The 23378-nt window shown below is 62.6% G+C and carries 18 protein-coding genes and 1 tRNA gene; 8 read left to right on the forward strand and 11 right to left on the reverse strand.

The features are described 5' to 3' along the window. Positions 1-45 precede the first annotated feature (45 nt). From PCA20602_RS06755 to PCA20602_RS06785, 7 genes are all read right to left on the reverse strand, one after another. Positions 46-528 carry a DUF2147 domain-containing protein gene (locus PCA20602_RS06755; RefSeq protein ID WP_150720518.1) on the reverse strand — a complete coding sequence of 161 codons (483 nt, stop codon included), beginning with the start codon at positions 526-528 and terminating at the stop codon, positions 46-48. 218 nt (positions 529-746) lie between these two features. After that, on the reverse strand, positions 747-1220 hold the full coding sequence (locus PCA20602_RS06760) for a DUF2147 domain-containing protein (RefSeq protein WP_242560401.1): 474 nt from the start codon (positions 1218-1220) through the stop codon (positions 747-749). Between the two features lie 49 nt (positions 1221-1269). After that, positions 1270-1893, reverse strand: coding sequence for a DUF2939 domain-containing protein (locus PCA20602_RS06765; protein WP_150720519.1), 624 nt, complete (start codon positions 1891-1893; stop codon positions 1270-1272). 669 nt (positions 1894-2562) lie between these two features. Beyond that, a complete protein-coding gene (gene zapE, locus PCA20602_RS06770) occupies positions 2563-3660 on the reverse strand; it encodes a cell division protein ZapE (protein ID WP_150720520.1) in 1098 nt (365 codons plus the stop codon). Positions 3661-3759: 99 nt separating this feature from the next. Then, entirely contained in the window at positions 3760-5202 is a 1443-nt protein-coding gene (lpdA, locus tag PCA20602_RS06775) for a dihydrolipoyl dehydrogenase (RefSeq protein WP_150720521.1), read from the reverse strand. Positions 5203-5296: 94 nt separating this feature from the next. Continuing rightward, positions 5297-6565, reverse strand: a complete 1269-nt coding sequence (odhB, locus tag PCA20602_RS06780) for a 2-oxoglutarate dehydrogenase complex dihydrolipoyllysine-residue succinyltransferase (RefSeq protein ID WP_150720522.1) — start codon at positions 6563-6565, stop codon at positions 5297-5299. Between the two features lie 89 nt (positions 6566-6654). Beyond that, positions 6655-9510, reverse strand: coding sequence for a 2-oxoglutarate dehydrogenase E1 component (locus tag PCA20602_RS06785; RefSeq protein ID WP_425495642.1), 2856 nt, complete (start codon positions 9508-9510; stop codon positions 6655-6657). A 212-nt stretch (positions 9511-9722) separates the two neighbouring features. Here PCA20602_RS06785 and PCA20602_RS06790 point away from each other — a divergent pair, with 212 nt between their 5' ends. Next, a complete protein-coding gene (locus PCA20602_RS06790; protein WP_150720524.1) occupies positions 9723-9959 on the forward strand; it encodes a hypothetical protein in 237 nt (78 codons plus the stop codon). Between the two features lie 141 nt (positions 9960-10100). Here the strand turns inward: PCA20602_RS06790 and PCA20602_RS06795 are convergent, their stop codons facing one another. Further along, positions 10101-10517: a hypothetical protein gene (locus PCA20602_RS06795; RefSeq protein WP_150720525.1), complete on the reverse strand. Its 417-nt coding sequence runs from the start codon at positions 10515-10517 to the stop codon at positions 10101-10103. Between the two features lie 169 nt (positions 10518-10686). Further along, positions 10687-12309: a methyl-accepting chemotaxis protein gene (locus PCA20602_RS06800; protein WP_150720526.1), complete on the reverse strand. Its 1623-nt coding sequence runs from the start codon at positions 12307-12309 to the stop codon at positions 10687-10689. A gap of 132 nt (positions 12310-12441) precedes the next feature. On the opposite strand from PCA20602_RS06800, the gene PCA20602_RS26360 reads away from it, so the two are divergent. The 5 genes from PCA20602_RS26360 (at position 12442) to PCA20602_RS06825 (ending at position 17831) form a co-directional block, all read left to right on the forward strand. Continuing rightward, entirely contained in the window at positions 12442-12945 is a 504-nt protein-coding gene (locus PCA20602_RS26360; protein ID WP_425495643.1) for a hypothetical protein, read from the forward strand. Positions 12946-13064: 119 nt separating this feature from the next. Further along, a complete protein-coding gene (locus PCA20602_RS06810; RefSeq protein WP_150720527.1) occupies positions 13065-13697 on the forward strand; it encodes a LysE family translocator in 633 nt (210 codons plus the stop codon). A gap of 250 nt (positions 13698-13947) precedes the next feature. Continuing rightward, complete coding sequence (locus PCA20602_RS06815; protein ID WP_425495644.1) at positions 13948-16458, forward strand: penicillin-binding protein 1A; 2511 nt, start codon at positions 13948-13950, stop codon at positions 16456-16458. A 240-nt stretch (positions 16459-16698) separates the two neighbouring features. Beyond that, the gene (locus PCA20602_RS06820; RefSeq protein WP_150720528.1) at positions 16699-17511 is read left to right on the forward strand and encodes an AzlC family ABC transporter permease; all 813 of its coding nucleotides are present in this window, start codon (positions 16699-16701) and stop codon (positions 17509-17511) included. Next, the gene (locus PCA20602_RS06825; RefSeq protein ID WP_150720529.1) at positions 17508-17831 is read left to right on the forward strand and encodes an AzlD domain-containing protein; all 324 of its coding nucleotides are present in this window, start codon (positions 17508-17510) and stop codon (positions 17829-17831) included. Before PCA20602_RS06820 ends, PCA20602_RS06825 begins: the two co-directional genes overlap by 4 nt. A 73-nt stretch (positions 17832-17904) precedes the next feature. Here the strand turns inward: PCA20602_RS06825 and gshA are convergent, their stop codons facing one another. Beyond that, a complete protein-coding gene (gshA, locus tag PCA20602_RS06830) occupies positions 17905-19494 on the reverse strand; it encodes a glutamate--cysteine ligase (protein WP_281354633.1) in 1590 nt (529 codons plus the stop codon). Between the two features lie 521 nt (positions 19495-20015). Here gshA and PCA20602_RS06835 point away from each other — a divergent pair. Further along, positions 20016-20789 carry a sulfite exporter TauE/SafE family protein gene (locus PCA20602_RS06835; RefSeq protein WP_150720531.1) on the forward strand — a complete coding sequence of 258 codons (774 nt, stop codon included), beginning with the start codon at positions 20016-20018 and terminating at the stop codon, positions 20787-20789. Positions 20790-20968: 179 nt separating this feature from the next. On the opposite strand, the gene PCA20602_RS06840 is transcribed toward PCA20602_RS06835, so the two are convergent. Next, a complete protein-coding gene (locus PCA20602_RS06840) occupies positions 20969-22657 on the reverse strand; it encodes an AMP-binding protein (protein WP_150720532.1) in 1689 nt (562 codons plus the stop codon). Between the two features lie 301 nt (positions 22658-22958). Here PCA20602_RS06840 and PCA20602_RS06845 point away from each other — a divergent pair. Next, a tRNA-Pro gene (locus PCA20602_RS06845) sits at positions 22959-23035 on the forward strand. The last annotated feature ends 343 nt before the right edge of the window (positions 23036-23378 follow it).

The raw sequence follows: 23378 nt of genomic DNA on the forward strand, positions 1-23378 counted from the left end.
GACGACGACCCCGTCCGGGGCTTTGCTGTGACGACCGGAAAAGTCTTATTGCTCGCGAATCCAGGTCTGCGTGCGACCAATCAGCGAGATGCCGATGAAGCCGCGCACATCGAGCTTCTTGCCGCCATCGATCACGGTCAGCTTGCACTTGTAATCCTTGCCGTTCTCGGGATCGAGAATGTAGCCGCCGGAATACTCGTCGCCGTCTTTCTTGATGCCGCGAATGATCTGCATGCCGAGCATCTTCTGCCCCTTGCGGGCATCCGTGCATTTATCGCAAATCCGCTCGGGATCATCGTTGGCGCCGAGGCCCTTGGTGATCACGCCGACGTACTCGCCGTCTTTCTCCGAGATCGTAACGAGGGCTTTCGGCTTGCCCGTGCTGTCGTCGATGGTCTTCCACACGCCGACCGGCGAGTTCTCGTCGGCCGCCAGTGCAGCCTTCGCCACACCACCCAGCAACGCCACCGCGACGAGCGCGTGAGCGCCCAGACGTCGCCACGACGTCGCGTTCGAAATCTGCATCATGATTGTCATCCTCCCAGATACGGAATTGATTGTCGTAGGACTCACCCTGCGCGCAGCATCGGCGTCACAACGGCTGAAACGCCGGGTTTTCGCGCGTGAGTCGCTTTGAAGATTACGCCAAAGGCGTGACGCCGTGCTGAGGAAGTCCTCTAGCTTGTGCGGGCCGGTTCGGGTGCCCGTACCGGTTTCGGCGTCACACGATCCGTGGGGAGAAGAGATTACTGCTCGCGAATCCAGGTCTGGGTGCGACCTAGCAGGGAGATGCCGAAATAGCCTCGAACTTCGAGCTTCTTGCCACCGTCGACGACCCGCATCTTGCAGCCGTATTCGCTGCCGCTGTCCGGATCAAGAATTTTCCCACCGACGTATTCGTCGCTGTCGGCATCCCTGTGCAATCCGCGAATGATTTGCAGCCCCTGAAGCTTCTTGCCGCGACGCCAGTCGGTGCATTCGGTGCAACGGCGCTCCAGTCCGTCGGGCCGTCCAAGACTACGGGTCAGCGCACCGACGATTTCGCCGTCTTTCTCGGAGATAGTGATGAGCGCCTTCGGATCGCCGGTCTCATCGACGATCCGCCAGACGCCCACTGGCGACGGCATGTCCGTGGACGCCATGGCGACGAGCGCATGGCCCGTCAGCATGGCTGCTACACACAGGCGTCGCCAGGACACCACATTCAGAATCGCATTCAAGATTGCTACCGGATACGAGGGATGACGCAAAGGCCGACAGAGACGGAAATTACAGCGGTGGCAATGCGATCGCCGTGAGACGCCACTGCACGAGGTTACGGCGTGTGAGCGTGAACGTCACCACCCGCTCGGGACGATCGCTGCGCGAAACGTGCACGAGGAAGTGGTTGAAGTCTTGGAACTCGGTACGCGTTGTCGTGCGCGCAGTATTGGGCGCCGGCTGGCGCTCGGGCGATGTCGCCGCGCCGCTGTTCGTCTGCGGTGCCGGCGCGGCCGGCGGTGCGCTCGCCTCGGCCTGTGGCGGTATCACGTCGCGCGGTTCGGGGGCGCCCGGTGCGGGTGGCAGTCCCGTGCTGTCACCTCGCAGCATGGCAGCGACCGCCTCCGGCGTGAGCAGCGCCTCCACCACACGATCCGACACCCAGCCGCCGAGGGCCAGTGCCAGCGCGCCGAAAGCGTTACCGCGTTGTTTGTCCATCTGACGCGAAAGCTCGTCGTGCAAGCTCGTTTTCAGGCTTTCACGCACGGCCGGGTAATCTACATACGAAGAAAGCGCGGTCGCGTCACGCGCATTGGCCGCGTCGCGGGCCCGCCACAAGGTGTAATACGGCGTACCGAAGAGCAGGCCGAGTACCACGACCAGCGCCAGCACAGCCACTGAAAGCTTACGCATTGCAAGACTCCGTCAATCAAAACTGCGCATGGTAGGCGACGTACGACTACACGCCCCATCGGCTTACATTGCTTTACAAATCTTTACAGTACACAAGCCGACGCCCTTTTAATCTCGAAGCGTAGCCGCAATCGTGCGTGATTGTCATGACAGACCCAAGTCCCTCGCCTACCCGGCAGGTGCGACTTGCGCGCGACGGGCGGCAATTCAGGGCAGTTCTACCGACAAGGAGGTGGCACCATGCGTCACACCCGACTTGTCCGGATGCTATGTGTCGTCATGCTGGCCGGTGCGTCTCTGGGCGCCACGGCCCAATCGTCGTCGAACAGCCGTTTTTTCCAGGGCTGGTTCGCGCAAGGTGCCGAACGTCCTAACGGGCGCGGCGATAACCATGGCGGCGCACGGTCTGGACCGTCTCGGCCGCAACCCCAGGAAGTGAGGCCTCAAGGCGATCTGCGCGGCGATATTTATAACCACATCCGCGAACAGCGGCAGCCGCCCCCCCCGCCGCCGCCCGCATCGGATTCGCGTCAGCGAGGACGAGGGGACCGTGGGGACCGCGGGCGCTAGCGGTCGCTGGAGAGGTTGCAGGCCACCCCAAGGGTCAAACGAGAATCACCCGAGGGCCAACCCGAGGTGTCCGGGTTGCCCTCAGCGCCACTCACCTCGTCAGGTCAGCGACGTATCCACCACACGCCGGGGCGCTTCGAGATATTCCAGCGACTGCATCTCGACGAGACGCGATACGGTGCGCGTGAATTCATTGGCAAGCGTGCCTTCCGTGTACAACTCCTCGGCGGGCACTTCGGCCGACATCAGCAACTTGACCTTGTGGTCGTAGAACACGTCGACGAGCCACGTGAAACGACGCGCTTCCGACGCCATGCGCGGCGTCATCTTCGGCACGTCGGAGAGCACCACCGTGTGGAAGCGGTTCGCCAGTTCCAGATAATCGTTCTGTGAGCGCGGCCCGCCGCACAGCGTGTGGAAGTCGAACCACACGACACCGCCCGCACGGCGCAGCGCCTTCAACTTACGCTGCTCGATGTGCAGCAGCGGGTTTTCGTCCGGCACGCCGGCAATCTCGCTGAACGCTGCACGCAACGCACGGTTCGCGTCATTACCCAGCGGGTAGTGATAGACCTGCACTTGCGCCAGCGTACGACGGCGGTAGTCGATACCCGCGTCGACGTTGAGCACGTCGAGCTTCTCTTCGAGCAAACGGATGGCGGGCAACACGCGGTCGCGGTGCAGGCCATCGGGGTACAGCGTGTCGGGACGGTAATTCGACGTCATCACGAACTGCACACCGTTCTTGAATAGCTCGGCGAGCAGGCGGTGCAGGATCATGGCGTCAGCCACGTCGGACACGTGAAATTCGTCGAAACAGATCAGGCGATAGCGTTTCGCAATGCGCCTGGCCAGTTCGTCCAGCGGATCGGGCAATCCCTTGAGCGCCTGCAACTGATGGTGCACTTCGCGCATGAACTCGTGGAAGTGCAGACGCGTCTTGCGCTGCAACGGCACCACCGAGTAGAAGCTGTCCATCAGGAAGCTCTTGCCGCGACCCACTCCGCCCCACAGATACACGCCCTTGGGCAGATCGGGATGAACGAGCCACTTCTTGAGCGCGTTCGAGCGCCTCGACTTGTAAGCCGCCCACTCGTCGTAGCATTGCTGCAGACGCTCGACGGCGCGCTCCTGTGCCTCGTCGGACTGATAGCCGCGTGTGGCCAATTCTTGTTGGTAGTATTCGCGAACGTTCATGCAGTGCGGCGACGAACCCGCGCCGGGGGGCATAGGAAATCAGGAAAAAACAAAGGCGAGTTGCCTCGCCTTTGTTCGTACAGGTAAGCGAAAAGCGGCTTACTTGTTCAGTGCACGCTTCTCGACATCGAGGGCGGCTTCACGCATCACTTCCGACAGCGACGGGTGCGGATGGCAGATACGGCCGATGTCTTCCGACGCCGCCTTGAACTCCATCGCCACGACAGCTTCGGCGATCAGATCCGACGCGTTCAGGCCGATCACGTGCACGCCGAGGATTTCGTCGGTCTTGGCGTCTGCCAGCACCTTCACGAAACCGTCCGACGAGCCCATGCCCAGCGCACGGCCGTTGGCCGCGAACGGGAACTGACCCGGCTTGAACTCACGGCCTTCGGCCTTCAGTTGCTGCTCGGTCTTGCCGACCCATGCGATTTCCGGCGAGGTGTAGATCACCCACGGAATGCAGTTGTAGTCGATGTGCGGCTTCTGACCGGCGATGACTTCGGCCACCAGCACGCCTTCGTCTTCGGCCTTGTGCGCGAGCATCGGGCCACGCACCACGTCACCGATCGCGTACACGTTCGGCAGCTTGGTACGGCAGTGGTCGTCCACGGGAATGAAGCCGCGCTCGTCGGTCGCCAGACCGATGTTGCCGAGACCCAGATTGTCCGTGTTCGGCACGCGACCGACCGACACGATCAGGCGATCGACTTCGAGCGTGTGCTCCTTGCCGTCCTTGTCCGTGTAGTTGATCGTGACGTTGTTCTTGCCGGCCTTCACTTCGCCGACCTTCACGCCGACGTTGATGTCCAGACCTTGCTTCTTGAACTGCTTCTGCGCTTCCTTGGCAACGCCCGCATCGGCGGCAGCCAGGAATTCCGGCATGGCTTCGAGCACCGTGACTTCAGCACCCAGACGACGCCACACCGAACCCAGTTCCAGACCGATCACGCCAGCGCCGATCACGCCCAGCTTCTTCGGCACGGTGTCGAACGAGAGCGCACCCTCGTTATCCGAGATGAGCTTGTTGTCGACCGGCATGCCCGGCAGGTGACGCGCCTTCGAACCCGTGGCGATGATCACGTTCTTGGCGGTGACCACTTCCTTCGGATCTTCCGGCTTCGGCGGCGTCACTTCGATCTGGTAGCCACCATCGCTCTTGGCCTTGAGCTCACCATGGCCCTTGAGCCACGTGATCTTGTTCTTCTTGAACAGGAACTCGATACCGCCCGTCATCTTGTCGACGATGCGTTGCTTGCGCGTGAGCATCTTCGCGATGTCGATCTTGACATCCGACGTGGTGATACCGTGATCGGCCAGGTGATGACCGACCTTTTCGAACTCTTCCGACGACGCGAGCAATGCCTTCGACGGAATGCAACCGACGTTCAGGCATGTACCACCCAGCACCATCTTGCCGGCCGGGTTGGTCCACTTTTCGACGCAAGCGACGCTGAAACCGAGTTGAGCAGCGCGGATAGCGGCGATATAACCGCCGGGGCCTGCGCCGATAACGACGACATCAAATTCTTTATTTGCCATTTTGAGACTCAGTGAGGGTTGACGGCAGGGGGAGGCGCGGCGCGCCGGTCACATCGAGCATGACCGGACGACACCGCGCAGTGCGCGCTAACGCTTACAGGTCGAGCAGCAGGCGGGCCGGATCTTCCAGCGCTTCCTTCATCGCGACGAGGCTCAGCACGGCTTCGCGACCGTCGATGATACGGTGGTCGTAGCTCATGGCGAGGTAGTTCATCGGACGGATGACGATCTCGCCGTTTTCCACGACGGCGCGGTCCTTCGTGGCGTGCACGCCCAGAATGGCCGACTGCGGCGGGTTGATGATCGGGGTCGACAGCATCGAACCGAACACACCACCGTTCGAGATCGAGAACGTACCGCCGGTCATTTCTTCGATCGACAGCTTGCCGTCGGCAGCCTTCTTGCCGTACTCGGCGATCTTCTTCTCGATGTCGGCCAGGCTCATCTGGTCGGCGTTGCGCAGGATCGGCACCACCAGACCACGCGGCGAACCGACAGCGATACCGATGTCGAAGTAGCCGTGATAGACGATGTCGTTACCGTCGATCGAGGCGTTCACGGCCGGGTACTTCTTGAGTGCGTGCACAGCGGCCTTGACGAAGAACGACATGAAACCCAGCTTCACGCCGTGTTCCTTCTCGAACTTGTCCTTGTACTTGTTGCGCAGATCCATCACCGGCTTCATGTTGACCTCGTTGAACGTGGTCAGAATGGCGTTGGTCTGTTGCGATTGCAGCAGGCGCTCGGCGATACGGGCGCGCAGACGCGACATCGGCACGCGCTGTTCCGGACGGCCTTCCAGCGACTGGTCACGGCCAGCCGGGGCGGAGACCGACGGCAATGCGGCACGTTGTGCCGGCGCCGGGATCGACGAAGCGGCAGCAGCGGCGGGCTTGGCGCCAGCGGCCAGGGCGTCGCCCTTGGTCACGCGGCCGTCACGGCCCGAACCGGCGACATCACCGGCCGACAGGTTCTTCTCGGCCAGCACCTTGGCAGCGGCCGGGCTGGCGATGTTGCCCGAAGCACCACCGGCTGCGGGGGCAGCGGCCGGGGCAGCAGCGGCAGCCGGCGCAGCGGCTTCAGCCGGCTTGGCGGCGACCGGCGCAGCAGCGCCTGCCTTGGCTTCGGTGTCGATCTTGGCAATGATTTGTTCCGACGTCACGGTGTCGCCGGCATTAGCCGTCACTTCGACGAGCACGCCAGCCGCCGGGGCCGGCACTTCGAGCACGACCTTGTCGGTCTCGACTTCAATGATGGTTTCGTCCTGAGCGAATGCTTCGCCGACTTTCTTCTTCCAGTCGAGCAGCGTGCCTTCGGAAACCGACTCGGAAAACTGGGGGACTTTAACTTCTACGATGGCCATTTCTGGATCCTGGATTCGATAAACGTTCAATTCGGAAATACGGCAGCGGCCGTCCCTGGGGGAGGACGACCGCTGTAAGACCTAACCGGTTACTGCACCACAGTCGCGCCCTTCACGCTGCGACCGAAAGCGGTATCGAGCAGCGACTTGAGCTGTTCGTAGTGCTTGGCGTAGTAGCCCACCGCAGGCGAGGCCGATGCCGGGCGACCGGCGTATGCCAGTTTCTGACCGGCGCTCATGGCTTCGAGCAGGTGGTGTTCGATGTAGAACCACGGACCTTGGTTTTGCGGTTCGTCCTGGGCCCACACCACTTCGGTGAGGTTGTCGTACTTCTTCAGCTCGGCCTGGAACGCCTTGTGCGGGAACGGATAGATTTGTTCCACACGGACGATTGCGATGTCGTTCGACTTCTCTTCACGACGGCGAGCAATCAGGTCGTAGTACAGGCGGCCCGAGCAAGCGATGACACGCTTGACCTTGTTGGCATCGATCGTAGCGTCGGTTTCGCCGATGACGGTCTGGAAACCGCCCTTGACGAGTTCCGACAGATCGCTCACAGCTTCCTTGTGACGCAGCAGCGACTTCGGCGTGAACACGATCAGCGGCTTGCGCTGCTGGCGGATCATCTGACGACGCAGCACGTGGAAAATCTGTGCCGGCGTGGTCGGCTGAACCACTTCCATGTTCGTATCGGCGCACAGTTGCAGGTAGCGTTCCATGCGCGCCGACGAGTGCTCCGGACCCTGGCCTTCGTAGCCGTGCGGCAGCAACATCGTCAGGCCCGAGACACGGCCCCACTTCACTTCACCGCTCGAGATGAACTGGTCGATCACGACCTGAGCACCGTTGGCGAAGTCGCCGAACTGGCCTTCCCACAGCACCATCGTGTTCGGCTCGGCGGTCGAGTAACCGTATTCGAAGCCCAGCACAGCCTCTTCGGACAGCACCGAGTCGATGACCGTGAAGTTGGCCTGACCGTCTGCCACGTGTTGCAGCGGGGTGTACGTACCGTCGTTCCAGCGCTCACGATTCTGATCGTGCAGCACGGCGTGGCGGTGCGTGAACGTGCCACGGCCGGCATCCTGACCGGTCAGGCGTACGGCGAAGCCCGAAGCCACGAGCGAAGCGTAGGCGAGGTGTTCGCCCATACCCCAGTCGAGCGGCTGCTCGCCCTTGCCCATCTTGCGACGGTCGTTGATGACCTTCTCAACGAGCGGGTGAACCTTGAAGTTCTCCGGGATCGTTGTAATACGATCGGCCAGTCGCTGGATTTCGGGAAGCGGCACGGCCGTATCGGCCTTGTCGACATACTTCTTGTTCAGGAACGGCACCCAGTCCACGGCGTACTTGCTCTTGTAGTTCGAGAGCACCGGGTCGATCGTGTGGTGACCGTCGTCCATAGCCGAACGGTAGGCCTTCACGAAGCCATCGCCTTCTTCGGCGGTGATCACGCCTTGCGTGACCAGCTTCTCGACGTACAGCGCGCGCGTGCCCGGGTGTTGGGCAATCTTCTTGTACATCAGCGGCTGCGTGACCGCCGGGGTGTCCTGCTCGTTGTGACCCAGCTTGCGGAAGCAAACGATGTCGACGACGGCATCCTTCTTGAATTCCTGACGGAATTCGAGGGCCAGTTGCATGGCCAGCACCACGGCTTCCGGGTCGTCGCCGTTCACGTGCAGCACCGGCGCTTCGATCATCTTGACCACGTCCGAGCAGTACGTCGTCGAACGGGCGTCACGCGGATCCGACGTGGTGAAACCGATCTGGTTGTTGATGACGATGTGCACCGTGCCGTGCGTGCCGTAACCACGCGTTTGCGCGAGGTTCAGCGTTTCCATCACGACGCCCTGACCTGCGAAGGCGGCATCGCCGTGCACTTGCACAGCCAGCACGCTGGCCGCGTCGGCTTCGCCGCGACGGTCCATACGGGCCTTGGCCGAACCTTCGACCACCGGGTTCACGATTTCCAGGTGCGACGGGTTGAACGCCAGCGACAGGTGGACCGGACCGCCGGTCGTCGAGACGTCGCTCGAGAAGCCCTTGTGGTACTTCACGTCACCGGCCGGCAGGTCGTCGACGTGCTTGCCTTCGAATTCGGCAAACAGGTCCGACGGCATCTTGCCGAGGGTGTTGACCAGCACGTTCAGACGGCCGCGGTGGGCCATGCCGATCACGATTTCCTGCACGCCCTTGCCACCGGCGTGGTGGACGAGCTCGTCCATCGCCACGATGAACGATTCGCCGCCTTCGAGCGAGAAGCGCTTCTGGCCGACGAACTTGGTGTGCAGATAACGCTCGAGGCCTTCAGCAGCCGTCAGGCGTTCGAGGATGTGCTTCTTCTTTTCAGCGGTGAAGTTGGGCGTGGCACGCACCTTCTCCAGACGCTCTTGCCACCAGCGCTTTTGCACCGGATCGCTGATGTACATGTATTCGGCGCCGATCGAGCCGCAGTACGTGTCGCGCAGCGCCTTGAGCAGATCGCGCAGGCTGGCTTGTTCGAAACCGAAGTACGTGTTCTCGGCCGAGTACACGCTGTCCATGTCGGCTTCGGTCAGGTCGTAGAACGCGGGTTCCAGTTCCGGAATGGCCGGACGTTCCTGACGCTTGAGCGGGTCCAGATTGGCCCAGCGTGCGCCGAGGAAGCGGTAGGCAGCGACGAGCGACTGCACGTGCACCTGCTTGCGGGCAACGGCCAGGTCGGACGCGCCGGCATGCGACACGAAGGCATTGGCCTTGGCGCGCTGGGCGAACGACTCCACGATCGGGGCGTGAGCCACGTCGTTGGCGTTGGAACCATCAACAGCGGGAACGTTTTGCAGCGCGTCGAAATACTGGCGCCAGTTGTCCGGCACGGAAGCCGGATTATCAAGATACGATTCGTACAGTTCTTCGACGTAGGGGGCATTGCCGCCGAAGAGGTACGAGTTCGCTTGGAATTGTTCCATCAAACTCATTTTGCGCTCACCTTTTCTACGAGTGTCTCGAGAAATAGCGGGTTACGAAACCTTCCGCGACACGGCCTGACCGATTAGCGGATTGCGAGAATCAAGTGGTGCTTGGAAGGACCTGATCAATCACGGCGAGGAGCATAGCACGTTTTCCCAGCAGTCACCGACCTGGAAAGCCGTCACACGGGGACTTGCGGGGTGTCCGCCGCATGGGTCGCATTCCTGCGCCGCCGACCGCCAAAAACGCCGCACACCTCGCTGCGATCATGCGCGCATCCGACCCCGATTTCACCTCACCTGCCCCCGATTGGCCCGCGAACACGCCGTCATCGCGCGAGCTTCCCGCGTATTTCTGTTACGCCTCAGAGCGCACTTTTTCCAGGATCAGTCATGCTCATATGGAAAATCAATATATGAATCTTGAATGTCATTATTTTTATTTCTAAAGACAAATCACTATGCGGCGAGCCTGTCATCGACGACGGTGACGGGCATGCCGCAGAAACGACGAAGCCCCGGCACAACCATGCCGGGGCTTCTCATTCTTTCAGATGGCGAACGTTCGCCGGGGATTACCAAAACGACGATCAGTCGTTACTTCCTGAGTAAGGCACAAGGCAGCGCTTGACCGTCTTCTCATAGTCGCGCGAGAGGTTGCTGCCGGGCGTTTCGAAATACTGGATACGTGCGCCGAAGCCGCCCTGCGCGATGTCGACATACGGGTTGTACGTGGCCTGCCCGGCTTTGTCGGGACCGGCATATACGCGCACGCGATCCCAGCCGTCACGCGCATACGACGTCGAGTCGACGTTCGGCGACAACTCGCTCCAGCCGTGATAGATGCAGTTGAGCACCATGAAACGGTCTGCACTGGTGCCTTGGTCGAGCAGTCGCCCCGTTGCCGGGTCGGGCCGGCTCATCTGATTGATCGGGCCGCAACCGGCCAAACCAGCCATTACGCCGGTCAGCACTGCCATCGTCGCCATCAGCGCCACTCGCTTCATACTTCGACATCCTCAACTGAGCAAAAGATGGGCAATGTTACCCGGTTCGGCGCGCCACCGCCATGAACACGCCCATCCGATGCCTTCCCGGGGATACCATCGCAATGCGCTTTGCCAACAACGCAGGCCATCCCGAAGGTGCGCTTCCAGCGTCTCACTGCGAGACGACTCAGGCAGCCAGCGACAATGTCGTGCCAACCACCGAGTGCAAGGACGGACGGCGCGCGCCGCCCGCCACCGTGCCCTCGTCTCCCAGCCGGAAACGCGCCATTTCCTCGCGAAGGGCATTCGTCTGATCCTCCAGCGACGCCGCGGCCGCCGCGGCCTGCTCCACCAGTGCCGCGTTCTGCTGCGTGACGGTGTCCATCTGCGTGACGGCCTGATTCACCTGCTCGATCCCGCCGCTCTGCTCGTCGGACGCCGCCGAAATCTCGCCCATGATGTCGGTCACGCGCTGCACCGCCTGAAGAATCTCGTCCATCGTGCGGCCCGCTTCCGTGACCAGCGACGAGCCGTCGGCCACCTTCTGCGCCGACGCCTCGATCAGCCCCTTGATTTCCCGCGCGGCCGTCGCGCTGCGCTGCGCCAGCGTGCGCACCTCGCCTGCCACCACGGCGAAGCCGCGTCCCTGCTCGCCGGCGCGGGCCGCTTCCACGGCCGCGTTGAGCGCCAGGATGTTGGTCTGGAACGCAATGCCGTCGATGACCGCAATGATGTCCACCACCTGCGACGAACTCGCCGAAATGCCCTGCATCGTGTCGACCACGCGCGCCACGACCTGACCGCCGCGCGCGGCGATGTCCGACGCGTTCACGGCCAACTGGCTGGCCTGCCGCGCGTTGTCCGCATTCTGCTTGACGGTGGCCGTCAACTGCTCCATCGACGACGCCGTCTCCTCCAGCGACGCTGCCTGCTGTTCGGTACGCGCCGACAAGTCGGTATTGCCCGCCGAAATTTCTGCGGTGGCTGTCGCCATCGCGTCGCAGCTATGACGCACGCCGCGAATCGTGCCGGCCAACCGGGATTGCATCGTCTCCAGCCCGCGCATGAGCATCGACATCTCGTCCTTGCCGCGCACTTGCACCGGGTTGTCGAGCTGGCCGGCGGAGATGTGCTCGAAATGCGTCAGCGCTTCGTTCAGCGGACGCATGATCGCGCCGCGCAACGAGAAATAGCAGGCGATGGCCATGAGCACGCCCAATACCGTCGCCCCGATGCTCAGCCAGCGAAACGCCATGAGCTCGGTCATCGACGCCTCATAGGTGTCGTGCCCCAGCTTCATTTTGTACGCGGCCAGCGCGTCGCTCGCGCTCGTGAGCGTGGCGTACTGTTTAGGCAGGACGTTCATGGTGAGCTCGTCCATCGCGGTGCGGTCGCGGGCGTCGATGGCGGCGAGCATCGGATCCATGCCCTGATCGAAGAACGCGGCGCGGCGCGTGGCAACCTCGTCTGCCAGACGCTGTTCCTCGGCACCATGCGGCAGGGCCTGATACGCCACCCATGCCGCATTCGCCTCCTTGATCATGCTGCGCGCACGCGCGGCGACCTTGTCGGCATCCGGCGATTCGGGATGGAGGACCACCCGATCAAGAATGGCGCGAGTGCGTGCGAGCGTGGCGTTGTCCTTGCCGAGCGCCACCGTGGCGGCCAGATGATTGGCGTACGTCTCGCGCAGCGCATCGCCGGTGCGTGTCATGCCGGCAATGCCCAATACGCCCAGCAGAATCAATAAAACAGCCAACAGCGCCATGGTGATGCCAAGGCGCGCCTTGATCGAAAAGCTTCGAAACATGCTGTCGTCTCCGTCTTACGTAATGGGTATCTCACCCCTGTCCGGCCTCTGACGGGCCGGTCATACTTGTCACATCGGCGTTTCGCACGCCAGACTTGAGCATCCTGCGGGTTTACGTGCCTTCAGGCCAAGATGTCGGTGCGCGCTGGATTGATTGATATCAACAGATTCGCCTCCGGGATGTACGGATGGCGACGTGTTGCGGACCGAAACGAAAGTCCCGGGGTGCGCCGAAAAATCGGCACTGAAGGACCGCGCAATGCTGCGGGTGACTTGGGGGAGCCTGCGAGATCTTATTACGTTTTTTATATATATATTCAATATATTAAAATCATGATCGAAGGACTTGAGAAACTGTTGGCCGCCGGCAAAGACAATGCGCTGCTGCGTTTTGGTTTGGGCAAGGCGTATCTCGACGCGCAAGACTATGCGATCGCCGCTGAGCATCTGACGCAGTGCGTGGCGTTCGATCCCACCTATACCGCGGCGTGGAAGTTGCTCGGCAAGGCGCGTCAGGGTGCCGGCGATATCGAAGGCGCGCGCGATGCGTGGACCCAAGGCATTACCGCAGCACAGGCCCACGGCGACCGGCAAGCCGAGAAGGAGATGACGGTTTTTCTCAAACGGCTGGGCTGAATTCGCACGCTGTGACAGCTCGGTCTCACTGAACCGGCGAGTCCGCAGTCAGCGTGGTATCTTGCAGCCTGCCCTTAACAAGAGACTCGAACGCATCGAGCGTTCGGGACGCCACTCCAATGCCTGATATCTCCACCTGGCTGGCCTTCGCCCTGGTCGCCATCGGCATGGCCCTGACGCCGGGACCGAACATGATGTATCTCATCTCGCGCTCGCTATGCCAGGGCCCCGCGGCCGGTCTGGTTTCGCTGGGGGGCGTAGCGCTCGGTTTCGTCTTCTACATGTTGTGCGCGGCGTTCGGTATCACGGCCCTGCTCTTTGCCATACCGTTTGCTTATGACGCACTGCGTATCGGCGGTGCGCTCTACCTGCTCTGGCTGTCGTGGCAGGCGCTCAAGCCGGGCGGCCGCTCGCCGTTCGAGGTCCGTACGCTGCCCAAAGACAGCAATCGCCGCCTTTTCACGATGGGCCTGCTGACGTCTGTGCTCAATCCGAAAATTGCGATGCTCTATCTCGCGCTGCTGCCCCAGTTCGTGCACCCCGAGCATGGCAGTGTGCTTACGCAATCGCTGGCGCTCGGCGTCACGCAGATCGTGGCGAGCGTGGCGGTGAACGCTTCGATCGCGCTGTCTGCCGGCGCCATCTCCCGATTCCTCGGTCTACGCCCCGCGTGGCTGCGCATCCAGCGCTATCTCATGGGGGGCGTGCTCGGCGCACTGGCGCTGCGCATGGCGACCGAAGCTCGTCGCTGAACGTTCGCGACACCGTTACGCTGTCATCGATGGGTATTGCGTACGCGATCACCGGGGGTTCTGCGAACGCCGGACGCTCGCGTCGCTCTAACCCGTCGCGGTTCGCCGCCCTCGTTGCGACCTCGCCCCTCCCATTTTTTTGGAGGGTGATGCCCCGGGCGTGGCATACTGCACCGATTTCGCCGCGCGGCGGGGATCCACGCAGCGCTAGGCCGGCCGGCCTGTTCCCATCCTGCATTTTTCGTTGGGTATGTCCTTGAAGCATTGTTTGCCGCCTCGTGCGCCGCATCACGCGCACCGTAAGTCCCCCGTCACCAAGCAGCAGGCGCCGTCGCCGCACGCCGCCACGCCTTCCCTCCACGGTCTGCGACGCCAGCGCGGATTCGGCACGATTGCCGTCATCCTCGCCACGCTGGCCGGGCTGGCCGTCGTTGCGGCCCTGATCGTCGGCTATGCGCTGATCGTCATGCGACCGAATCTGCCGCCGCTCGATGTGATCACCGACTATCGCCCCAAGGTGCCGTTGCGCGTCTACACCGCCGACAACGTGTTGATCGGCGAATTCGGTGAAGAACGCCGCAGTCTGGTGACCATCGACCAGATTCCCGACGTGATGAAAAAGGCGGTCCTCGCCATCGAGGATTACCGTTTCTACGATCACGGCGGCGTGGATTTTATCGGTATTCTGCGCGCCGGCGTATCCGACGTATTGCACGGCGGCGCCGCGCAGGGCGCCAGCACCATCACGATGCAGGTTGCGCGCAACTTCTTCCTCTCGCGTGAGAAGACGGCCACCCGCAAGATTTACGAAATGCTGCTCGCGTACAAGATCGAGTCCGCGCTGTCGAAGGACAAGATTCTCGAGCTGTACATGAACCAGATCTATCTGGGGCAACGTGCCTACGGTTTTGCCAGCGCAGCGCGCATCTATTTCGGCAAGGACCTCAAGGACATCTCGCTGGGCGAAGCTGCGATGCTCGCGGGTCTGCCCAAGGCGCCGTCCGCCTACAACCCGATCGTCAACCCCAAGCGCGCGAAGATTCGTCAGGAATACATTCTCAAGCGCATGCTCGATCTGGGCTACATCTCCCGCAATCAGTACGAAGACGCCCTGCATGAGCCGATTCGCACGCGCACGTCCGGCAACGAGTACAACGTGCATGCGGAGTACGTGGCCGAGATGGTGCGTCAGGCGGTGTACGACGAGTACAAGGACGACGCCTACACGCGCGGTCTGACCGTCATCACGACGCTCGACTCGAAGAAGCAGCAGGCGGCCTATGAAGCGGTACGCGCGGGCGTGCTCGATTACGAGCGCCGCCATGCCTATCGAGGCCCGGAGGGTTTCGTCGAACTGCCGGCAGCAATGCCCGATCGTCAGCAACTGATCGAAGACACGCTGCTCGAACACCCCGACAACGGCGATCTGGTCGCGGCCGTGGTCGTGGCGGCGAGCACGTCGCAAGTCACCGCCGTGCCGCTGTCGGGCGACGCCGCCGTGATCAACGGCGATGGCATCGGCTTCGCCGCCCCGGCACTGTCGCCCAAGGCCAGCGATAAGGTTCGCATCCGTCCGGGCTCGATCATTCGCGTGATGAAGGATGCGCGCGGCAAGTGGCGTATCTCGCAGTTGCCGGAAGTGCAAGGCTCCCTCGTCTCGCTGGCACCGGACGACGGCGCGATCCGCGCGCTGATCGGCGGCTTCGACTTCAACCAGAGCAAGTTCAACCGGGCGACGCAGGCATGGCGTCAGCCGGGGTCGACCTTCAAGCCGGTGGTCTACTCGGCGGCGATCGAAAAGGGTGTGAGCCCGGCCACGATGGTGATGGACGGCCCGCTGAACCTGCCTCCGGCACAAACGGGCGGTCAGGCGTGGGATCCGCATGACGACGATGCTTTCAGCGGCCCGATGACCGTGCGCGAAGGTCTGCAACGCTCGAAGAACCTGGTGGCGATTCGTTTGCTGCAATTCGCCGGCACGCAGTACACCCAGGACTACGCCACGCGCTTCGGCTTCGACGCCGACAAGTTGCCGCCGTACCTGCCGATGGCGCTGGGCGCTGGCCAGACCACGCCGCTGCAACTGGCGGGCGCGTATGCCGTGTTCGCGAACGGCGGCTACCGCGTAGCGCCGTACCTCATCAGCGAGATTCGCGATGCGCGCGGCAACGTGCTGAACAAGGCGACGCCGGTCGTCGCCGGCGTCAACGCCGCCCGCGCGATCTCCGCGCCGAACGCGTACATCATGAACAGCCTGCTGCAAACGGTGGCGCAACGCGGCACCGGCTCGGGCACGAACGTGCTCAAGCGCACCGACATCGGCGGCAAGACGGGGACGACCAACGACGCCGTGGACGGCTGGTTCGCCGGCTATCAGCGATCGCTCGTCGCCGTCGCATGGCTGGGCTTCGATCAGCCGAAGACGCTGGGCAGCCGCGAGTTCGGTGCGCAACTGGCGCTGCCGGTGTGGATCAAGTACATGGGCGTGGCACTCAACGGCGTGCCGCAGCAGCAAATGCCGATGCCTGAAGGCGTCAGCGTAGTGAACGGCGAGCTGTACGAGTCGGACAAGCTGCCCGGCAACGGTTTCGTCGCCAGCATCGGCATCGACGACAACAGCGGCGGCTTCTCGTTGCCGTTCTTCGGCAGCAACGCGCCGTCGCCGGCCGCCCCGCCGCCCGCTGCGGCGCAACCGCCCTCACCCGGCGGTACCGACGCCAGCGAAAAGGCGCGTATCCTCGATATGTTCAAGCATCCTTGAGCTACCGACGAGACGCCCGTCCATCGCGACGCAGCGCCTCGTCAACACCGGGATTTTCGTGAAGCGGCCACCTGTGAGGTGGCCGTTTTGCATTCCCCTCCCTCATACAGCACCGAGCGCAAGAACGTACAAGCCTGCCCCGCACGTTACCGCTATGCTCGGGGTGCGACATGCAATTCGCCAGGATTTTGCTCAGATTCGCGCCAATCCACTCAAGCCCAAACCCAGGAACGTCTCACCATGCCGGTTCTGTCCCGCACGGCAAGCTTTGCCGCAGGCGCCCGCGACACCTTGCCGATGATCGTCGGCGCGGCCCCGTTCGGCCTGATCTTCGGGGCGCTCGTCGCCACCACACCACTCGCGCTGTGGCATGGCCAACTGATGTCGCTTTCCGTATTCGCCGGCTCCAGCCAGTTCATCGCTGCCGGTCTCTTTGCGACGGGCGTCGGCTACGCCGTGCTCTGGGCAACGACGCTGATCGTCAATCTGCGTCACATGCTGTACGCCGCCAATCTGCTGCCTCACGTCAAGCATCTGAGTCTGCGCTGGCGTGCACTGATGGGCTTCTTGCTGACGGACGAGACCTTTGCCGTCACCAGCAGCCACTTCCATCGCCACCCCGATGACCCGATGGGACACTGGTACTTCCTCGGTTCCGGCCTTTCGATGTACGTGAACTGGCAGTTGTGGACGCTCGTCGGCCTGCTGTTTGGCGCCGCCTTCCCTCGCCTGCAAACGCTGGGACTGGATTTCGCGATGGTGGCCACGTTCATTGCGATCATCGTGCCGCAGATGGCGCGTATGCCGTGGGCCGTCGCAACCGTCGTCGCGGGCACGGCAGCGTATATGTGTCAGGGACTGCCCTACAAGCTGGGCCTGCTGGTCGCAGTCACGCTGGGCATCGCCGCGGGCATGCTGGCGCTGCATGCCAGACGCCGTGACGGTGCGCGCCCGACGTCCGGCCCGAAGACGAGCGAACCGGTTGAGCGCAACGCGTCGGACGACCATTCCGGCATACGCGCAGAGGAAGTTTCCGCAGGAGCCACGCAATGAACTACGTGCTGGCAATTCTCGGGATGGCAGCCGTGACGTTCGCGGTCAAAGCCAGCATCTTCGTGCTTGGCGATCGCGTGCGATTTCCGGAATGGCTGCGTGAGGCGTTGTCGTTCGTCCCCGTCACCGTACTGACCGCGATCATCGTGCCGATGACGCTCGCGCCGCATGGCAACGGTCTCGAACTGACGTGGCGCAATCCGCAACTCGTGGCGGCACTCGTGGCGATTGCCGTGTGCACGGCCACGCGGCATCAACTGCTCACCATCGGCGCGGGACTGGCTGTGTTTTTCGGCTGGCAGTTAGGCGTTCTCGGATAAGAAAAAAGCGCCTCGCAAGGCGCTTTTCTCAGGTTTCGCCGGGCGCATCCGCCCGGCGTAATCGTCAGCCAGTTCAGACAGTCACCGTGCCCAGCGTGCCTGCCCGGTAGGCCGCCACGAAGGCATCGAAGTCACCGACCTGCGTGCGTTCGAGTTCGGCCTGTGCGTCGAGCGACTTGCGCGCGAGCGTCTCGAAGTGATCGACCACGGCCGGATCGAGGGGCATGCCCCGCAGCGTTTGTGCGTGACGCTTGCTCTGCGCCAGCGAGAACGCCTGAAACGCACCGCCCTGCGTCCCTCGCAGCGGTTCGAGCGCCGCCATCACACGGGCAGATGGCGTGAGCGATACATCCTGCACCTTGGCACGTTGCAGCGCCATCGAGTGTGCGTAGTGCGCGCCGCCACGTTGTGCGTCGAACGCTGCTGCCGTGCGATCGATACGATCGAGCAGTTCCTCGGCCCAGTCGAACAGCGTGATCGCTTCGCCGCCGCGATGCAGCACCAGCCCCGGCTTGCGACCTTCTTTCACGACATGCGCGAAGTTGTCGCGGTTTTCCATGTTCTCGGCGTTCGAGCACGACGGGCTGTTTTCCAGCGCGCAGAACAGCAGGAAGGCGTCGATGAATCGCGCCGTGTCGACGTCGATACCCACCGGCTGGAACGGATCGATGTCGATGCAGCGCACTTCGACGTACTGAACACCGCGACGCGCCAGCGCCTGCACCGGACGCTCGCCGCTGTACGTCACGCGCTTCGGGCGGATCGTCGCATAGAACTCGTTTTCGATTTGCAGCAGGTTCGTCGAGAGTTGAATCCACTCGCCGTCGCGCTTCGTCCCGAGTGCCTCGTAAGCCGGATGCGGCTGGCTGACCGCTTGCGTGAGCGCATCGATATAGCTCGGCAGGCAGTCATAGCAAGGCGAGACTTCCGATTGCGCGCTGTTCTGGTAGCCCAGATCGCTCATGCGCAGACTCGTAGCGTACGGCAGGCCGAGCGTGCCCTCGTCATAGGCATCGAGGCCATGATTACGTCCGCGCAGGAACTCGGCGTGCAGCACCGGCGAGGCCCCGAACAGATACATCAGCAGCCAGCTATAACGGCGGAAATTGCGGATCAGCGCGACGTAACGCGCCGACTGATAGTCGCGTGCGGACGCCTTCGCCCCTTCCGCTTCGCGCAGCAACTCCCACACCGGCTCGGCGAGCGAGAAGTTGTAGTGAATGCCGGCGATGCATTGCATCGGTTTGCCATAGCGCAGCGCCAGTCCCCGGCGATAGACATGCTTGAGCATGCCGATATGCGACGTGCCGTAATCGGCAATGGGAATGACCGCTTCGGGCGGCAGCGCGGGCGGCATCGAATCGCTCCACAGCAGTTCTGCGCCGAGTTTGCGATAGGCGAACTGATGGATTTCGTCGAGACGGGCGATGACATCGGCGGCGTCGCGTTGCGGCGGCGTAATGAATTCGAGCAGCGCTTCCGAGTAATCGGTCGTGATTTCTTCGTTGGTCAGGGCGGAGCCCAGCGCACGCGGATGCGGCGTCAGAGCGAGTGCGCCGTTGTCTTCGACGCGCAGCGTTTCCCGTTCGATGCCCGACAGGCCCTGACCGAGCAGGTCGCGATGCGCCGGTTGCATGAGAAGCGCGAGGCGCTGATCGAGCAACGCGTGAGCGTCAGATTGGCCGGCGTGAGCGGTGTGTTCGTTTTGACGATTCTGGTTTTCCAACTTCCATCCCTCTGGACAAGCGCAGTGCTTTGGCATGGCGGTCGCCGGCGAGACCATCGTGACGAGTGATGAGAGTCACGATCGGTGTGGGCGTCGGCGACGAGCGGCATACGGAGGTCTACGGGGTGCCGACGGCAGCGGCACGCCCCCCGGAATGTGGACTCCGGAGGACGCGCACGATGCGCGGCACGGCGCGAATTTGGCCTGAGCATAACTGAAAACGCCAAACCGCGTCGGACGCCACCTCGGGTCCGCTTTTCGGGACGTCCGGACCATGCCGACATCGGTGACGGGTTGACGATCCGTCCCGATATTGGCTTCAACCTCGGCCTCAACAAAGCGCAACGTCGAGTCCCCGGAAGGCCCTTGAGGGCTGACGTCGAGCCTCAGTATCTGCCTGAGTCCGCCTGCGTGAATGCCGCATTGGCGGCGCACCGGCGCGCCTCGATACTGGCGTCATGATGAATACTCAATACCTCACCGATCTCCTGCCCCTGCTCGCCCTGGGCGTCGTAACCTTCCTGCTTGCCGGATTCGTCAAAGGTGTCATCGGGCTGGGCTTGCCGACGGTGGCCGTCGGTCTGCTCGGTCTCGCGATGCCGACCGCCGAGGCGGCTGCCCTGCTCATCGTGCCGTCGCTGGTCACCAACGTCTGGCAACTGTTGGCGGGCCCCCGCTTTGCCGCACTGGCGAAACGCCTGTGGCCGATGCTGGTCGGCATCTGCATCGGTACATGGGCGGGCGGTGGCTGGCTCGCCAACGGCGGCAATCTGGCGGGCATGGCGTTGGGCGTCGCGTTGCTGGCTTATGCAGCGCTCGGGCTGGCGGCGGTGCGTCTGCAAGTCCCGAAAGCGTGGTCCGGTTCGCGCGTGAGTGCGCTCGGCGGCGGTATTGGCGTGGTCACCGGATTGGTGACGGCGGCGACCGGCGTGTTCGTGATCCCGGCCGTGCCGTTCCTTCAGGCGCTCGATCTCGACAAGGACGATCTCGTACAGGCGCTGGGGCTGTCCTTCACCGTCTCGACCATCGCGCTGGCGGCCGGGCTGGCGCGCGACGGCATCTTCCATGGTCATGCCATCGGGGTATCGCTGCTGGCGCTGGCCCCGGCACTTGGCGGCATGTTTTTCGGGCAGTGGGTGCGAAACCGCGTAAGCGCACCGGTGTTCCGTCGATGCTTCTTCGTCGGCCTCGCCATGCTCGGTGCTGAACTGGTGATTCAGCACATGCGTTGAGCATCTTCGGCGACCTCGCTGACGGGGGCAGCAATCCGGAGCGATGTGTGATGCGCCCATGCGGATGCCTTCATGTGGCCGCGTTCATGCACTTTCGCCCGTACGACCATATGCCCTTTCGCGCCGCAAGGTCTTACGGCGAGCCCAATCCCTGAACAGGCGAATCGCGTCGCCGCAGCTCACTTCAAGTCGGCGAAATCGACGTCCCAGAACTCCATATCGCGGCGCAGTTCGAGACTGCGCCCCTCCTCCGTGCGACGCAACTCCACGCGCCGGATCTTGCCGGAGATCGTCTTCGGCAAATCGCAGAATTCGATGCGGCGAATGCGCTTGTACGGCGCGAGTTGATCGCGGCAGAAACGGAGAATGTCGAGCGCGAGTTTATCGTCCGCCTGAAACCCGGAGCGCAGTGTCACGAAGGCCTTCGGCACGGCCAGCCGGACGGGGTCCGGGCTTGGTACCACACCGGCTTCGGCCACAGCCGGATGTTTGATGATTTCGCTCTCCAGCTCGAACGGACTAATGCGGTAGTCGGACGCTTTGAAGACATCGTCCGCGCGACCGACGTAGGTGAAATACCCCCGGTCATCGCGCATGGCGACGTCGCCGGTGTGGTAATAGCCGTCTCGCATGGCGTCGGCGGTCTTCTCGGGGTCATCTTCGTAGCCTTGCATCAGGCCAGTTGGACGCGGTGAGAGCACCAGCGCGACCTCGCCTTCGTCGGCCTCATTGCCATCCGGATCGAGCAGCACTACGCGATACCCGGGCATGGGTCGTCCCATCGCACCGGCCTTGACGACCTGCCCCGGCGAATTGCCGATCTGACAGCACGTTTCCGTTTGCCCGTAGCCGTCACGAATGGTGATGTTCCACGCGCGCCTTACCTGATCGATCACTTCGGGATTGAGCGGTTCGCCTGCGCCGATCAACTCGCGGAATTTCACCGGGTGACGGGTCAGATCCTCCTGAATCATCATGCGCCAGACGGTAGGCGGCGCACACAGCGTGGTCACGCCGCAGCGGGCGGCGGTCTCGAGGGCGGCACGCGCGTCGAAGCGGGAAAAGTTGTAGATGAAGATGGTGGCGCCGGCATTCCATGGCGCAAAGAAGCAGCTCCATGCGTGTTTCGCCCAGCCAGGCGAGCTGATGTTCCAGTGGACGTCGCCCGGCTGGAGTCCGATCCAGTACATGGTGGCGAGGTGACCGACGGGATAGCTCTGATGCGTATGGAGCACGAGCTTGGGACGCGAGGTCGTGCCGGACGTGAAGTACAGCAGCAGCGGATCGGTCGCGAGCGTGATGCCTTCGGGCGAGAAGTGTTCCGGGGCGTCGTAGGCGGGGGCGAGCGACGTCCAGCCGTCGGGCGGGTGATCGCCGACGGCGATACGTTGATAGTCGCCGGGCAGATTCGCGAACTTGATAGCATCTCGCGACGTGGTGACGACATGGCGCACGCGGCCCCGTTCGAGCCGATCCGTGAGGTCGTTGGCGGCGAGCAGGGTTGTCGCGGGAATCATGACGGCGCCGAGCTTCATGCAGGCGAGCATGAGGTCCCACAGTTCGACCTGATTGGGCAGCATGAGCAGCACGCGATCGCCGCGGGCAACACCGTGATCGCGCAGGAAGTTGGCGACGCGATTGGAGCGAGCCGACATGTCGGCGAAGGAGAGACGCGTTTCGCGTCCGTCTTCCTCGACGACCCAGAGTGCCGGGGTGTCGTTGCCTTCTGCCTGGGGATCGAAGAAATCGAGTGCCCAGTTGAAGTGAGTGAGGACTGGCCAGCGAAAATCACGGTACGCCACATCGTAATGGGCGCGCTGCGCGAGCAGCAGGTCACGTGCGTCGCCGAATCCCTGGGTGTGCGGCATCGCTTGTCTCCGAGCCTCATGGGCAATGGATATAGGCAGATTTCCATTATCGTGAGGCCTTCCGAATCCGACATTCGGGATAACCATCATGGGGAAGTCGAGCAGTCGAGCGGCGACCAGCGGAAGAAACACAGGACGTTACGAAACGCGAAAAAAGGAAGCGATTCAATGAGTTGATGCGTGCGAGCGAAGCGCAGGCAAAAAAAGATGCGTCCAACGCGCACGCCCCCTATCTTTCCCGCAAAAAGCTCTGCTATAATCGCGTTCTTTCGAGCGATGCATCTCAACGGCGCATCTCTCACGGGGCGTAGCGCAGCCTGGTAGCGTACCTGCATGGGGTGCAGGTGGTCGGAGGTTCAAATCCTCTCGCCCCGACCAGAACAGAACCCGCACAGTCATTGGCTGTGCGGGTTTTTTCGTTTGAGTCAATCTGTTGATTCGTACAGCGTAATATTAGGCGATTGCCTAATATTGCTGTCACGACTGACTGTGCTGTCGCAGCCAAAGACCCCTCCGGGAACGACCACGCCTCGGGATACGCTTATGACCTCCTGTTGGATTCTCACTGCTCTTTCACAAAATGCAGCGGCCATTGGCGCTCTTAAAGACATCGCTTTAGGTGGTAGCGCGGTTGCTACTGCAGGCGACGTCTCCCCCGATTTGAGTAGCGCGGCGATTTAGAGTCCAATCACGTCGTCAGGAGATTGGACATGAAGAAGCG

The organism is Pandoraea capi (assembly GCF_902459735.1).
Classification (GTDB): Bacteria; Pseudomonadota; Gammaproteobacteria; order Burkholderiales; family Burkholderiaceae; genus Pandoraea; species Pandoraea capi.